Here is a 14,654-nt window from a genome sequence, read left to right on the forward strand (position 1 = left end):
AAGGTACGGGGAGCTCGATGCTGAACAACGGTGCGATGATCGCCGACCGGTACCGGCTGCAGCGGCTTATCGCGACTGGCGGCATGGGCCAGGTCTGGGAAGCCCTGGACACCAGGCTCGACCGCAGAGTCGCGGTCAAGGTGCTGAAGTCGGAGTTCTCGGCCGACCCGACGTTCCGGCATCGATTCCGCACCGAGGCGAAGACGACCGCCCAGTTGAATCACCCCGGTATCGCCGGGATTTTCGACTACGGCGAGACCATCGACGCCCACGGCGGCGAGACCGCGTACCTGGTCATGGAGTTGGTCCAGGGCGAGCCGCTGAACACTGTGCTGAACCGGCTCGGCAGGCTGTCGGTGGCCCAAAGCCTGGACATGCTGGAGCAAACGGGGCGCGCACTGGATGTGGCGCACTGCGCGGGCGTGGTGCACCGCGACGTGAAACCGGGCAACATCCTGGTCACGCCGACCGGTCAGGTCAAGATCACCGACTTCGGCATCGCCAAGGCGGTGGACGCGTCGCCGGTGACGAAAACCGGCATGGTGATGGGCACCGCGCAGTACATCGCGCCGGAGCAGGCCGTAGGCGAGGATGCCACCGCGGCCAGCGACGTGTACGCGCTCGGCGTGGTCGGTTACGAAGCTCTTGCGGGGCAGCGGCCGTTCACCGGCGACGGCGCGATCACCGTCGCGATGAAGCACGTGCGCGAGACTCCGCCGCCGATGCCGGCCGATCTGCCCGGCAACGTGCGCGAGTTGATCGAGATCACGCTGGAGAAAGACCCCGGCCGGCGCTACGCCCGCGGTGGCGAGTTCGCCGACGCGGTCGCCGCGGTGCGCGCGGGCCGTCGTCCACCGCCGCCACGCGGCGCCCATCCCGACGCACCCCTGACCGGAGCCACTCGGGTCTTGCCACCCGGACCGACGGCCGTGATCCCCACCACGCCAACTGATTTCGACGGTGCCACGGTGCGCTATTCGACGCCCGCGGCCGGGGCGGTCGGCGCGGCGACTCGCGCCGGCCGGGTCGCCGCTCCCGCGACAGTGCTGAGCCGCAGCGCGGACGGCGATCTGCCACCCGGCGACGGCAACCGGTTCACCGCGACGCAGAAGTGGTTGGCCGGGCTCGGTATCGGCGCCGTGCTGCTCGGCGCGATCACGATTTTCCTGCTGTTCGGCGGCGATACCAACCCGGACTCGACGCCTTCGCCGACCTCGACGATCGCGCCTGTTCCGAAGCCGGTCCCGCCGGTCGTCACAACCACGCCCAAGCCCGTGCCCCCACCGGTGGTCACGGCCATCCCGGAACCGACCACCACCGAGCCACCCACTACGGCACCGAGCACGACGACAACGACGCCGCCCACCACCACCACCGCGGCACCGAGCACGACGAAGCCGACGACGACCGCGCCGACCACCACGTCCCTGCCGCGCGTTCCGACCATCCAAATACCCATTCCCGGGATTCCGGGGGCCGAAGGTCCTTCGGTCTCCCGCAGCGGATCCGCGACTTCTTCGCAAGGACAGCCATGACGACCCCGAAGAATCTCTCTTCGCGCTACGAGCTGGGCGAGATCATCGGATTCGGCGGCATGTCCGAGGTGCACCGGGCCCGCGATATCCGGCTGAGCCGGGATGTGGCGATCAAGGTGCTGCGGGCCGATCTGGCGCGCGACCCGACGTTCTACCTCCGGTTCAAGCGTGAGGCGCAGAACGCCGCCGCGCTCAATCACCCGGCCATCGTGGCGGTCTACGACACGGGCGAAGCCGAATTGGACGGCGGTCCGCTGCCGTACATCGTGATGGAGTACGTAGACGGCGATACGCTGCGCGACATCGTGCGCGGCAAAGGCCCGCTGCCGCCGCGCCGTGCTATGGAGATCGTCGCGGATGTCTGTGCGGCACTGGATTTCAGCCACAAGGCCGGCATCGTGCACCGCGATATGAAGCCCGCGAACATCATGATCAACCGGGCCGGCGCGGTGAAGGTGATGGACTTCGGCATCGCCCGCGCGATCGCCGACAGCTCGAACCCGATGACGCAGACCGCGGCCGTGATCGGCACCGCACAGTATCTGTCGCCGGAACAGGCTCGCGGCGAGACGGTGGACGCCCGTTCGGATGTCTACTCCGTCGGCTGTGTGCTGTTCGAAATCCTCACCGGCGAACCACCTTTCACCGGCGACTCGCCGCTGGCCGTTGCCTACCAGCATGTGCGGGAGGATCCACGGCTGCCCTCGCACGTGTTCCCCGGCATACCGCGTGAGCTGGACTCGGTCGTGCTCAAGGCGATGAGCAAGAACCCGGCCAATAGATACCAGACCGCGGCCGAGATGCGGGCCGACCTGATCCGGGTGCTGGGCGGGCAGAAGCCGAGCGCCCCGATGGTGATGACAGACGAGGACCGCACCAACATCATGGGCGGGGACGAACCACCGCCGCACAGTTACCACGATCGCCACGACGACACCGCCGAGCAGGAGCCGGCCGACCCGAACGACCGCCGCCGCACCGCCTATATCGCGCTCGGCGCCGCCGCGGCGATCGCGGTAGTGCTGGCACTGTTCTGGGTGTTGATCGGCCCGGGAAGCCGACCCGACCAGGTCGCGGTTCCAGAGCTGTCGAACAAGCCGGCCCAGCAGGCGCAGGATGCGCTGCAGAAGCTCGGATTCACGGTGGCGATTCAGCAGAAGCCCGATGGCAAGGTCGCCACGGGCAATGTGATCGCCACCCAGCCACTCGGCGGCTCCCGGATCGATGAGGGGAGCACCATCACGGTGCAGGTCTCCAGCGGACCGGCGCAGGTACAGGTGCCGCGGCTGGACGGCCTGACCCAGCAGGAGGCCGAGCAGAAGCTCAACTCGATCGGGCTGCAGATCGACCCGAACGTGGAGCGCAAGCCCTCCAGCATCCAGGACACCGACAAGGTGATCGGTACCGAGCCCGCGGCCGGCTCCCGCGTCGACGCGGGCCGGACCGTTGTGGTCGTCATCGGTGCGGGCCCCGAGAAGGTCCGGGTGCCGAACGTGATCGGCCAGTCGATCGATGTCGCGCAGCCGAATATCGAGGGAGCCAATTTCAAGGTTCAGCTCCAGGAAGTCGCCTCGTCCCAACCGAAGGGCGAGGTGATCGGTACCAAACCGGCGGGAGGTTCCTCGGCGGACAAGGGATCCACCGTGGTCCTGCAAGTCTCCAGCGGGGACCAGATCAGCATGCCGGAGATCAGGGGCATGACACCCGCGCAGGCAGTGGACCGGCTTCGCCAGAGCGGCTGGACCGGCAGTCTCACGCAGATCAGCCAGTCCACGGTGTTCGATCCGGGCAATGTCGGCCGAATCGTGGTTCAGCAACCGTCGGCCGGTTCTTCGCTCGGCAAAACCGCCACGATTTCGATCACGATCGGGGCGATCGCCTGAATCTCGAGGATCGTTCGGGCTGCCTCGCGGTGCGGCCCGGACGTCCGGGCCAGGTGCCGCCATGGGTATCGAGAAAACGAGACCATCCGGTGTGAATTGCGGCAGAATAGGGCTGCTTCATCCTAATCAGCGCAGCTGACCACAAGGAGGTAGCTCTCATGACCACTGCCAGGGACATCATGAAACCCGGTGCCCAGTGGATCTCCAAGAACGAGACCGTTGACCGGGCCGCCACGCTCATGGCCGAACTCGGCGTGGGGTCACTGGTCATCGCGGACAAGAACGAACGAATGTGCGGCATCGTCACCGACCGCGACATCGTCGTGAAGTGCATCGCGCAGGGCAAGCCACTATCCACGCAGGTCGCCGAACTGTGTGAAGCGACGCCGCGGTGGGTCGATGCCAACGCCGACATCGAGATCGTGCTCGACGAGATGGAAAGCAACCGCGTCAAGCGGATGCCCGTGATCGAGGACAAGCGGCTGATCGGCATGATCAGCGAGGCTGACCTGGCCAGGCACCTGGACGACAACCAGCTGGGCGAGTTCGTCACAGCCGTCTACGGGCGTCCTTAGTCCGGCGAGCAATCCCGACGGTGCCCGTGGGACACCGTCGGGTAGAGTTCGGCCATTTTCGGCGTCGGCTGCCGTACGTTCGCGCCACACTTCGATCACGAGATCCCGTCTGGCGATGACAACTCGAGGATCTCGCACAGCAGGATCGAAGGTGTGCGGCAGCCGCGTCGAAGTGGGCTTGCGATCCCGTCTCAGACCGGATGCTGCTTCGGCAGGTACCGCAACACGGCCATATCGCCGGCCTGGGTGACCTCCGCGAGCCGCATCCTGCGATGCGGCGCCCCGGGGTATGCGGCGGCGCCGAGGAAGCGCGCGGCCGCGGTGTCGCCGACAAGGATGGGAGCGACCGCGACGTGCAGTTCGTCGGCCAGGTCGGCGGCGAGAAACGCGGTGTGGACGCGGGTGCCGCCCTCCACCATGAGGCGGTTGACGCCGCGACGGCCCAGGTCGTCCAGCAATGCGCCGAAATCGAGTTCCGCGCCGAGACTCGTAACTTCCGCGAGGCCGGCCAGCCGATCGGCGAGTTTCCCCGCGCCTGCGGCGGTGGTGTAGACGAGCTTGGCACCGCCGTGATGCCAGAACCGCAGGCCGGGGTCCAGGTCACCACTGGCCGACACCGTCACCTTGAGTGGGTACTCCGGCTTGCCTGCGGCGACGCGGGCCACCCTGCGGTCGGCGCTGTCGACGAGTAGCCGTGGGTTGTCCCTGCGCAGGGTCTGCGCACCCACCAGGATCGCGTCGGAGTCCGCGCGGACCTGGTCGACGCGATCGAAGTCCGCCGCGCCGGACAACCGCAGCCGCTCGGGACTCGCGTCATCGATGTACCCGTCGATGCTCACCGCGACCGACAACAGGACGTAGGGACGGGTCACTGCAGCACCAGCGCGGCGACCTCCGCCTCCAAGGTCTGCACCAAGCCCTCGGCGGGACGCTTTCCGCACACGCCCAGCCAGTTCGCCAGCATGCGGTGGCCGCCCTGCGTCAGCACCGATTCGGGATGGAACTGCACACCGTGGATGGGCAGGGTGCGATGACGCAGTGCCATCACGATCCCGCTGTCGGTGCGTCCGAGCACCTCGATCTCCTCCGGCAGAGTGTCCTCCAGCACGGTGAGTGAGTGGTACCGCGTGGCCGTGAACGGGTCCGGCAAACCGGCGAGCACACCGGCACCGATATGGAACACCGCGCTCGTCTTGCCGTGCAGCAACTCGGGTGCCCTGGCGACGGTGGCGCCGAACGCCGCACCGATCGCCTGGTGGCCCAGACATACACCGAGCAACGGAACGCCCTGCTCGGCGCAGGCGCGCACCAGCGGGATGCTGGCGCCCGCGCGGTCCGGACTACCGGGGCCGGGGCTGATCAGGACGCCGTCGAAAGCGCGCACGACCGCGTCCACGTCGGCCAGGTTCGGATCGTCGTTGCGCCAGACGACAGCATCGACACCGAGTTGACCGAGATACTGCACCAGGTTGAAGACGAAGCTGTCGTAATTGTCGACGACCAGAACACGCATGGCATCGAGATTACGTCCCCGCCCGGCACGGCGTCGCGTCCATCACCTGTTGGGATAGCCTAGGGGCACGACCTGTACGCCGAATACGAGGACGTCATGCCCAAGTCGAAGGTCCGTAAGAAGACCGACTATACGATCAACCCCGCCAGCCGGACCCCGGTGAAGGTCAAGGCCGGGCCATCGCCGGTCTGGTATGTCGCCATCATGCTCGGTTTCATGGTCGCCGGGCTGATCTGGCTGCTCGTCTACTACTTGGCGGCCGAACACATCAGTTGGATGAACGATCTCGGCGCCTGGAACTTCCTGATCGGCTTCGGCCTCATGGTGGTGGGCTTGATCATGACCATGCGCTGGCGCTGACCGCACCAGCGCGGACGCGGATTACAGACGTGTCATTAATGCACATCTGTGGATGAATCTGTGGACAACTCGAGTAGCGATTGGGGATTGCCTTGACTCCAGAGCCTCGGGATTCCGGTGCGCGCGACGAGCCTCGCATGACGTGGACCACCCCGACTGCCGCGCTCGTAGCGGTCACCCTGGGCGGCGTCGCCCTGGCTGTGACGGCGGTTTTCAGCACGGACGCGCCCAGTCGTCTGCTCGTCGGGCTGGCCGCTGTCGGCCTCCTCGCGCTCGCGGGGCTCGGGTTCCGGCAGCGGCCTCGCCTTTCCGTGCGGTCCGGCGCACCGCCGCGTCTGGTCGTCCGCACGTTGACGGGGGCTGATGGATACACCCCGGACCAGATCATCCGCGCCCGCGTGGTCGGCTACCGCCGCCTCGGTCGCAAGATGCCCATGCTCGAACTCGACGTCGAACGCGACGGCGCGCAGCGACTGTTGATCTTCGGTCGGTGGGATCTGGGCGTCAATCCCGAGGTCGTGTACCACGACCTCGTCCAGGCACTGCACCTCTCCGAAGACAAAACCCGCTGATTCCGCGCCGGGCGATGTGACTCACCGTCGCGATGTTTCACGTGAAGCGAATTCCCGTGTCACGCCGCAAGAGCGACCGCGCTGAGGCCCACCGACGCCGACGCCGCGATCGCGACAATCGCCACGGCAACCCAGCCGACCAGCCGCGCGGTCTCCTGGGAGCTCACCCGCAACCACCCGGGCAGAAACAGGATGCCGAGCGTCGCCAACGTGCCCGCCGCCAGACCGCCGAGGTGCCCCCAGAGCGAGATGCCGGGTAACGACAAGCTGATGAATACGTTGATGCCGATGAGGATGAGCATTTGGTTCGGGTTCTGCCGCAACCGGATCAGGATGACCGTGATGGCACCGAACAGGCCGTACACCGCACCTGACGCGCCCGCCGTGAGAGTGTTCTGCGCGAACAGCATCACCCCGGCCGCACCGCCCAGCAGCGAGACCAGGTACACCGCCAGATAGCGCACCCGACCGAGCACCAGCTCGGCATCGCGGCCGACTACGTAGAGCGCGAACATATTGAGCAGCAGATGGATCGGACCGTAGTGCAGGAAGCCGGAACCGAGCACTCGCCACCACTGGCCGTCCGCCACCGCGGGGGCGAACAGCACCCAGTCCAGGAACAACGCCGAGCCCCGCTGGTTGTCCAGCAGACTCTTGGCCTGAGCCGCGGTGATCGCGTAGATCACCACATTGAGCGCGATCAGTGCATACGTCACCGCGGGCGTCGACGACCGGGCCGCTCGCGCGCCCGAGACCGTCCGCACCGGCCGGGCGCCGCGCTGATCCTGACGCAGACAGTCGACGCAATGCTGGCCGACCGCCGCGGGACGTAGACACTCCGCACAGGAGGGCCGACCGCACCGCGTACAGGCCAGACCGGTCGGACGATTCGGGTGGCGAACGCACGTCGGTGTGGGCGGCTGAGGATTCATAGTCTCATTCGATCGTGATCTTGGTGATGACGACGGGCTCCAGCGGGCGGTCGTCGCGATCGGTGCTGGTGGCCGCGATCGAGTCGACGACCTTCCGCGAATCGGGGTCCACGACCGCACCGAAAATCGTGTGCTTGCGGTTGAGATGCGGTTGCGGCTTCAGGGTGATGAAGAACTGTGAACCGTTCGTGCGCGGCCCCGCGTTGGCCATTGCCAGCAGGTAGCCGCGATCGAAGCGCAGTTCCGGGTGGAACTCGTCACCGAACTCGTAGCCCGGGCCGCCGCGACCGGTGCCGGTCGGATCCCCACCCTGAATCATGAATCCGGCGATCACCCGATGGAACAGGGCGCCGTCATAGAACGGGCCGGAGTTGCCCCCGCTGGCGTTCGCTGTCGTGTATGGCGCCGAACCGTCGGCGAGACCGACGAAATTGCGGACGGTCTTCGGAGCGTGGTTACCGAAGAGCGAAACCTTGATGTCGCCGTGATTCGTGTGCAGTGTCGCCACGGATGTCTGGTTCGGTGAGGTCACGCTGCCCATCGTGCCACGGTTGCCGACGCCCCTGCGGACGTGGGGCGGATGCCGATATGAGCTGGGGCTCCTGCACAAATCGCCGGGGTGTGCCAGAGTGGTCCAATGACCTCGGGGCGCCTACATGTCTCTTCGCGTTCACGTAACCGGCTGATCGTCGCAGCTGCCCTTGCGCTGGCCGGTGGCGTGACCTATCTGATCCGCACCCGGCGGCCCCAACCACCGGAACCCGCCCCGGCGCCACCTCGAATCGGGTACTCCCGCAACGGTTCGGCGCCGGCCCCCGTGGTGGGCGCCGACGCCGAGCGCGATGGCTGACGAGCGAAGGTGCCGACAGGTCAGCGGCTGACCGTCTTCTTGTACTGACGTAGGGCCAACGGCACGAACACCACCAGGATCACGACAACCCACGCCAGTGAGGTGATCACCGGGTGTTGGAGCGACCACGCATCCGGGGTCGGCGCCAGCGGGTTGGTATTGCCGAACAGGTCGCGGGTCGCCTGGGTGAGTGCGGACACCGGGTTCCATTCCGCGATCACACGCAGCACAGTGGGCAGTTTGTCGCTGGGTACGAACGTGTTGGCGATGAAGGTGAGTGGGAAGATCACCATGAAGCTGGCGTTGTTGAACACCTCCGGCGCCCGCACCAGCAGACCCACTACGGCCATGATCCAGGACACCGCATAGGCGAACAGCAACAGCAATACATAGGCCAGCACCGCGTCCAGGAACGAACCCCGGATCCGCCAACCGACGGCCAAACCGGTCAGCGACATCACCGTCAGGCTGACCACGTTGATCACCACGTCGCTGATCGTGCGGCCGACCAGCACCGCCGATGACGCCATCGGCAGCGAGCGGAACCGGTCGATGATGCCCTTCTGCATGTCCTCGGCCAGGCCCGCACCCGTGAAGGTCGCACCGAACACCACGGTCTGCGCGAAGATGCCCGCGATCAGGAACTCGCGATAGCCGCCGGATAGCCCGGGTACGTCGATCGCCGCACCGAAGACGTAGGCGAACAGCAGTACGAACATGATCGGCGACAGCGTCGAGAAGATCAGGACATCGGGCACTCGCTTGATCTTGATGACGTTGCGCTTGGCGATGGTCACGCTGTCGCTGACCACTATCGACAGTCGTTCGCCCAGCGAGAGCCGGGTCGGGGCCGGAGCCGTCGCGGTCATCGAATCGTTCCTTTCGAAGCTTGCACCTTGTCGCCCGCCACGAAGTCTGCGGTCGCTACCGCCTCATGCCCGGTGAGGGTGAGAAAGACATCGTCGAGCGACGGGCGTCGCAGACCGACATCGTGGATCCGCACGTCGTGCTCGGCGAGCCTGCCGATCGCCTCGACCAGTGCCTGCGAACCGTCGGCCACCGGGACGGTGATCCGGCGCAATCCGGGCTCGAGATGGATCTCACCGTCCGCCAAGGTCTTCAGCGCCGTTTCGGCGGTCACGAGATTGTCCGCGCGATCGACGGTGAGCTCGATGCGGTCGCCGCCGACCATGGTCTTGAGCTCGTCGGCGGTCCCCTTGGCGATCACCGCACCGTGATCGATCACCGCGATGGAGTCGGCGAGCCGGTCGGCCTCTTCCATGTATTGGGTGGTGAGCAGCAACGTGGTTCCGCCGGCGACCAGTTCCTCGATGACATCCCAGAGGTCCAGGCGTGCACGGGGATCGAGTCCGGTGGTCGGCTCGTCGAGGAACAGCACGGGCGGATTCGCGACCAGTGCGCCGGCCAGATCGAGGCGCCGCCGCATACCGCCGGAGTAGCCTTTCACGGGTCGGTCCGCGGCGCCGGTGAGCCGGAATCGTTCGAGCAGTTCGCGCGCGCGTTCCTTACTTCGCCGCACACCCATGTGATACAAACGTCCCACCATTTCCAAATTCTCGAAGCCGGTGAGGTATTCGTCGACTGCGGCATACTGGCCCGACGCACCGATGTGGGAGCGCAAGGTCTGCGGATCGCGCAGCACATCGATCCCCGCGACCGTCGCGTGTCCGGCATCCGGCACCAGCAGGGTGGTGAGCACCCGGACGGTGGTGGTCTTACCCGCACCATTGGGTCCGAGCAGTGCGGTAACGGTCCCTTCCGGGACCGTCAGATCGAGGCCGTCGAGGGCCACCAACTGGCCGTATCGTTTGACCAGACCCTCGGCGACTATTGCGTCAGGCATGGATTCTCCTGAAGTTGAGTTTCTCGATGTCGATCGGTGCGATGCCAGGGATCCAGGCGCCGACAATTCGCTGGATCGGGGTGACCGGCCGATACCCGAGTCAGTATTGCGCCGACGACCGACAAATTCATCCGGTTTGTTCCGGGATATGGGCGGACGAGGCACGTGAAGGCCGCATTCCGATCCTGTCGGTGCTCGGGGCCCGGATCGGAATGCGACCGGTTCGATGATCTCGCGCAACTGTGCGCCGGTCATGCGTAGCGCACTACCTGAAGGGACAAGGACCGATACTCGGATCGCAAGCCGCAGGCGCAGAAACCCGGCCCGCGCGGAGGACCGCGGCCGAACCGCCGAAGATACATAGGTGCCCATCAGGGTGGAAGAAGGTACACGGCCGCGTATGTGCGTCACGAGACACGACGACACGCGCGAATGCGCGACGGATGCGGCACTTGGCATGGCCGGCCGATCCGTCACGCACTGCGGGCGCGATAGCGCGCCATCATCCTGATTCGACATGGAAGATGCTGCCCACCAACACTTTTAGCGAAAGACAGGCCATCGGTCGGCAACGGCGAGACCAGCCGGCCGATCCGCCCCGGCGCCCACCCACCGGCCGGAACGTAGCCCAACCGAAAAAACTTGGAAAGTGGCCGCCCCCACGCCCACACAATCGCGAATCATCGAGTAGCATCATTCACGTCGGCCCCTCCCCCCCGGGCCGACCTTACGCGGGCCTCGGCTAACTCCCCCCCTTCGCCGAGGCCCGCTCCTATTTCCCCGTCGGCATCCGATTGCACGGCGCGCCACGCCGCCGCGAGTCCATTCAGCCAGCCGCAGGACCCGCGGTTGGGGATCCCTCCGGAGAGCGACAGGTCCAGCCGACGCCGTAGCCGCGCCGCGGGAGCCGGCGCGACGCTATATCCGCTGCCGGATATCTGCGGTGTCGACCGCCTCGGCGGCATCGACTGCGACGGAGTCGGAGCAATTCCTTGGCGAAACCCCGGCGCTGCGTGGGCGAATGCCGTGGACGAGCCTGTATCACTGAGGTGTCGCACCCGTCCCGGAAGGAGCCGGACCTGTGCCGAAACCGGACAACAGTCGCAAACAGGCGCTCTTCGACGACGAAGCCAGACTGTCCTGGGTGCTGGCCGCGCTCGCCGGTCTGATCGGTGCGGCGGCATTCATGCATACAGCCGGCTATTTCGTCACGTTCATGACCGGCAACACCGAACGGGCGGTACTCGGGTATTTCCACGACGAGCCGGACATGGCGGTAGCGGCCGCCGGTCTGCTCCTGTCGTTTCTGTCCGGCGTGGTGGTCTCCTCCTGGTGCCGCAGGCATTACTGGTCCGGGCACCCACACGGTCCCACTCTGCTCACTACGGCCTCCTTGGCAGTCGCCTCCGTGGTCGACCTTCTGGAGTACCGGGCGACTGTCGAGCGGATCGGCTTGTTGCCGATCATGTTCGTCGCGTTCGGAGTCGGCGCGCTCAATACGTCGTTCGTGCAGAACGAGGAGGTGTCGGTGCCGCTGAGTTATGTCACCGGCACGCTGGTCAAGCTGGGCCAGGGCATGGAACGCCACCTCAGCGGCGGCGACTATGCCGACTGGCTCGGCTACTTCCTGCTCTACGCGAGTTTCGCGCTCGGCGCCCTGCTGGGTGGACTGCTGAGCCTGGTCGTAGCGGGCTGGGCCATGTTGATCACGGCGACCGTGGTGTGCCTGATCGTCACCGGCTACACCTACCTGCACCTCGACCGCCACGGTCCCCTCACACGGTAAGCCCTCCGTCAGGTGTTTGTCGGTGTTCGCAGCGACGAAGCGGCGTGTGGAACCTCGACGAAGACAAACACGATCGGCCGCAGCGCGAATTCTGGGACATCGAGGCGGACGCGATGGGGACGCCCGATCTCGCCGGCCGCGGGAATGGCGATCATCGTGACCGGCGACGACATCGACGCGATCATGGCCCGGGCCGGCCGCCGGCAGTCAGCGGTTGGTGAGCGGGGCACTTGTCGACGAAGGCACTCACGCCTGCCTGCTGGTCCTCGATCGCGAACAGCGAGTGGAAGACTCGACGTTCGAACCGCAGGCCCTCGGCGAGGAAGATCCGGTCGCCGAAGCCTATTCACGGGCGGAGTCAGATTCGCCGAGCGCCCGCAGCGGGCATTGATGCGAGGGGCGAAGTGGTCACCCCGACGCCATATGTCGAGGCGTGGATGACCTTGCCCTCGCCGGCGTAGAGAGCGGAGTGGCTTCCGTCGTAGAACGACACCAGGTCGCCTGGTTGCAGGTCGTCCAGCGAAACCGGCGTTCCCACGGTGAGCTGCTCGTAGCTGGTGCGTGGAAGGTCGACGCCGGCTTGCCCGTAGGACCACTGCACCAGTCCCGAGCAGTCGAAAGCGTCTGGGCCGACCGCACCGTAGTTGTACGCTGCGCCGAGTTTGGTCCGCGCAGCGTCGACCGCGATCTCGCCGGTGGTCTTCTGCGGCGTGGCCGCGGCGGGCGGGGCCGGTGCCCGCGGCATGATTTCAGGCGTTCCAGAATGGAAAGGCAGTTCGATCAATGGAAAGATATTGACCAACGGAATCTCGATCGGGGGGATAACGGCGACCACCGGAACCTCGACTGCCGGAACGGACACCGAAATCGGGAGATCAATGATCGGAGCCGGGGTAAACGGCGCGATCTCGATTTGCGGTACCGGCAGAGCGGCCCGGAACTCGACGCCCTTGGCGACCTCGGCCAGGATCGGCGCTTCCGGGACCGGGAGAATGGCGTGGTGCCGGAACTGATCTTCCGGTATGCCGGGCGGCGATAAATTATCCGAGATATCGATGGTTCCCACACCGGGAATCGTCATCGGCTGGGCCGATGCCTGCCCGGTGTCGAGCAACATGCCCATGAGCGCCGCCGCTCCGGCGGCAAGCACCCACAAAAAAGCGCGTTGTAGGTAGCGAAAATATCGGACGTCGGTCGATGATGCCATGATGCGGTCCTCCGATGTTCAGATCGTCGGCCTGTGGCCAGCCATACGACGCCGCATTACGTGGCGCGTGGAACTCGCCAAGACCTCGAATTGATTCGAAAACCATCACGGTGATTCGTCAGTCCAGCGGATCCGATCCGAGTATTCACCTTTCGGCATAGAGCACGCGATGCAAAGTTCAACACACCCTGATTCGATAACAAAAAAATAACTCCCCGGTTTGTTTTTCACAAATTCGGAAGAAATATCGCTGGTCGGCATTCACGACCGGTGACGCAACGTGCCGCACACGGGTATCCATCCGGCCGCGGGGCACTGGTACCGATCGGCGCTCAGACCGTGATCTGCTCCTCGATTTGTTCCGCGATCGTGCGGAGCCGTGCCGCGAATTCGCGCGCTGCGGCCGGGTCGTGGCTCGATCCTTTGACGACCTTCCGAGTCAGCGCGACGAGCCGAGATTCCATGGCGGTGAACACGCTTGCCGCCTGGTCGTTCGGAAACCCCGGCAGCTCGCCCCGTAACCACGCCTGAAGCCGCTCGACAACGACCTGCTCGTCATAGCTCTGCGGAAGAAGTGCCACGGCCTGGCGAAGCCTTCCCGCAGTGACCTTCACATCGGCCCCGGTGGCCACGGTGGTGTAGATGGTGACCGCCGCGTCTTCACCGTGTTCGGCTACCACCGGCAGCAGTTCACGGACCTGGCCTTCGTTGATGGCCGGCGCTATCGGATGCAGCCTCGCCGCGAGGGGCCATGCGCGAATGAGCTTGTGCGCGTACGACCGCTGCATGTCCCACCGCTGTTCCACATATTCGTCGAAGGTCTCGTGACTGTCCCGGTACAGCCGCCCGTCGCGCACTATCTGCAGCGCCCGCCCCGCAGCCCAGAACGCGATGCGCAATGTATCGATCGACGACTCACACGCCGTCAATTGCGCCCGCTCTCGATCACTCAGGGGTCCGTCGCCCGCGTTGGGCACCGGCATCGTCAAGACATTCGAAACCGCGGCGGGCGCGTCCGCGCCTGCACTGTCAGCACGCGGCCGCCATTCGGCATCACGCAGCGGCGAGACCGCAGGAGTGTGTTCGGCAGCGTCGGCCAGCGGATTGACGCCGCCGATCGAGCCCTTTCTCCGCTGTGGGGGCATCAGGCCGGCACCTCCATGAGTAGCGGGTAGGAGCTCACCAGCTCGTCACCCACCTGCCGGTACTCGCCCAAGTCTTCGATCGGGTTCTCCGCGCCCGCACCGACTTCGCCATCGGCTGCCTCCCGATACCACTTCCAAGCGCTCAAATAGGATTCGAATACGTCGTAGCCGGCACTCTCCAGATTCCGCCGCTGGGTCCGGTATTCAGTCGAAGCGTTCACGCCGTTTTTCATGATCACCGGTACTTTGGTCATCAGGATCCGCACCCGTATCGCACGGCTACTGCCCGCCGCCGCCTCCTCGGCGGCCCTGAATGTACTCGGCACTCGTTTGACTTCGGACGGGCTCACACTCGTCACCAGTAACAGCTCATCGCTCTTCGGGATAGCGGCCTTGAAGATCTCCGCCGACTCACCCCCGGCATCCACGATT

General features: G+C 65.8%; 15 protein-coding genes. 6 read left to right on the top strand and 9 right to left on the bottom strand.

Features of this window, described 5'->3' with window-relative positions:
• Positions 1–17: 17 nt before the first annotated feature.
• The 3 genes from ACT86A_RS13180 to ACT86A_RS13190 all read left to right on the top strand — a co-directional run bounded on the left by ACT86A_RS13180 (position 18) and on the right by ACT86A_RS13190 (position 3,993).
• On the top strand, positions 18–1,535 hold the full coding sequence (locus ACT86A_RS13180) for a protein kinase domain-containing protein (RefSeq protein ID WP_445092366.1): 1,518 nt from the start codon (positions 18–20) through the stop codon (positions 1,533–1,535).
• Positions 1,532–3,418 carry a Stk1 family PASTA domain-containing Ser/Thr kinase gene (pknB, locus tag ACT86A_RS13185; protein WP_445092367.1) on the top strand — a complete coding sequence of 629 codons (1,887 nt, stop codon included), beginning with the start codon at positions 1,532–1,534 and terminating at the stop codon, positions 3,416–3,418. Before ACT86A_RS13180 ends, pknB begins: the two co-directional genes overlap by 4 nt.
• A 158-nt stretch (positions 3,419–3,576) precedes the next feature.
• A complete protein-coding gene (locus ACT86A_RS13190; protein WP_445092368.1) occupies positions 3,577–3,993 on the top strand; it encodes a CBS domain-containing protein in 417 nt (138 codons plus the stop codon).
• Between the two features lie 191 nt (positions 3,994–4,184).
• On the opposite strand, the gene ACT86A_RS13195 is transcribed toward ACT86A_RS13190, so the two are convergent.
• Together ACT86A_RS13195 and ACT86A_RS13200 are read right to left on the bottom strand one after the other, a co-directional pair.
• The gene (locus ACT86A_RS13195) at positions 4,185–4,865 is read right to left on the bottom strand and encodes a RibD family protein (RefSeq protein ID WP_445092369.1); all 681 of its coding nucleotides are present in this window, start codon (positions 4,863–4,865) and stop codon (positions 4,185–4,187) included.
• The gene (locus ACT86A_RS13200; protein WP_445092370.1) at positions 4,862–5,506 is read right to left on the bottom strand and encodes an aminodeoxychorismate/anthranilate synthase component II; all 645 of its coding nucleotides are present in this window, start codon (positions 5,504–5,506) and stop codon (positions 4,862–4,864) included. The genes ACT86A_RS13195 and ACT86A_RS13200 overlap by 4 nt, the downstream gene beginning before the upstream one ends.
• A 96-nt stretch (positions 5,507–5,602) precedes the next feature.
• Here ACT86A_RS13200 and crgA point away from each other — a divergent pair, with 96 nt between their 5' ends.
• Positions 5,603–5,866, top strand: a complete 264-nt coding sequence (gene crgA / locus ACT86A_RS13205; protein WP_445092371.1) for a cell division protein CrgA — start codon at positions 5,603–5,605, stop codon at positions 5,864–5,866.
• 137 nt (positions 5,867–6,003) lie between these two features.
• A complete protein-coding gene (locus ACT86A_RS13210; protein WP_445092372.1) occupies positions 6,004–6,438 on the top strand; it encodes a PH domain-containing protein in 435 nt (144 codons plus the stop codon).
• 59 nt (positions 6,439–6,497) lie between these two features.
• Here the strand turns inward: ACT86A_RS13210 and ACT86A_RS13215 are convergent, their stop codons facing one another.
• From ACT86A_RS13215 to ACT86A_RS13230, 4 genes are all read right to left on the bottom strand, one after another.
• Positions 6,498–7,370 (bottom strand): rhomboid family intramembrane serine protease, encoded by an 873-nt coding sequence (locus ACT86A_RS13215; protein ID WP_445092373.1) that lies wholly within the window; start codon positions 7,368–7,370, stop codon positions 6,498–6,500.
• Positions 7,371–7,374: 4 nt separating this feature from the next.
• Positions 7,375–7,902: a peptidylprolyl isomerase gene (locus ACT86A_RS13220; RefSeq protein WP_445092374.1), complete on the bottom strand. Its 528-nt coding sequence runs from the start codon at positions 7,900–7,902 to the stop codon at positions 7,375–7,377.
• Positions 7,903–8,240: 338 nt separating this feature from the next.
• Positions 8,241–9,089 carry an ABC transporter permease gene (locus tag ACT86A_RS13225; RefSeq protein ID WP_445092375.1) on the bottom strand — a complete coding sequence of 283 codons (849 nt, stop codon included), beginning with the start codon at positions 9,087–9,089 and terminating at the stop codon, positions 8,241–8,243.
• A complete protein-coding gene (locus ACT86A_RS13230; RefSeq protein ID WP_445092376.1) occupies positions 9,086–10,084 on the bottom strand; it encodes an ATP-binding cassette domain-containing protein in 999 nt (332 codons plus the stop codon). Before ACT86A_RS13230 ends, ACT86A_RS13225 begins: the two co-directional genes overlap by 4 nt.
• 1,081 nt (positions 10,085–11,165) lie before the next feature.
• On the opposite strand from ACT86A_RS13230, the gene ACT86A_RS13235 reads away from it, so the two are divergent.
• Complete coding sequence (locus tag ACT86A_RS13235) at positions 11,166–11,870, top strand: YoaK family protein (protein WP_445092377.1); 705 nt, start codon at positions 11,166–11,168, stop codon at positions 11,868–11,870.
• 358 nt (positions 11,871–12,228) lie between these two features.
• On the opposite strand, the gene ACT86A_RS13240 is transcribed toward ACT86A_RS13235, so the two are convergent.
• The 3 genes from ACT86A_RS13240 to ACT86A_RS13250 all read right to left on the bottom strand — a co-directional run.
• Positions 12,229–12,738 carry a C40 family peptidase gene (locus ACT86A_RS13240; protein WP_445092393.1) on the bottom strand — a complete coding sequence of 170 codons (510 nt, stop codon included), beginning with the start codon at positions 12,736–12,738 and terminating at the stop codon, positions 12,229–12,231.
• 671 nt (positions 12,739–13,409) lie between these two features.
• Positions 13,410–13,976 carry a hypothetical protein gene (locus ACT86A_RS13245; protein ID WP_445092378.1) on the bottom strand — a complete coding sequence of 189 codons (567 nt, stop codon included), beginning with the start codon at positions 13,974–13,976 and terminating at the stop codon, positions 13,410–13,412.
• Positions 13,977–14,221: 245 nt separating this feature from the next.
• On the bottom strand, positions 14,222–14,654 hold a 433-nt coding region (locus ACT86A_RS13250; RefSeq protein WP_445092379.1), incomplete at its 5' end, for a hypothetical protein.

This window comes from Nocardia glycosmidis, from assembly GCF_052545115.1.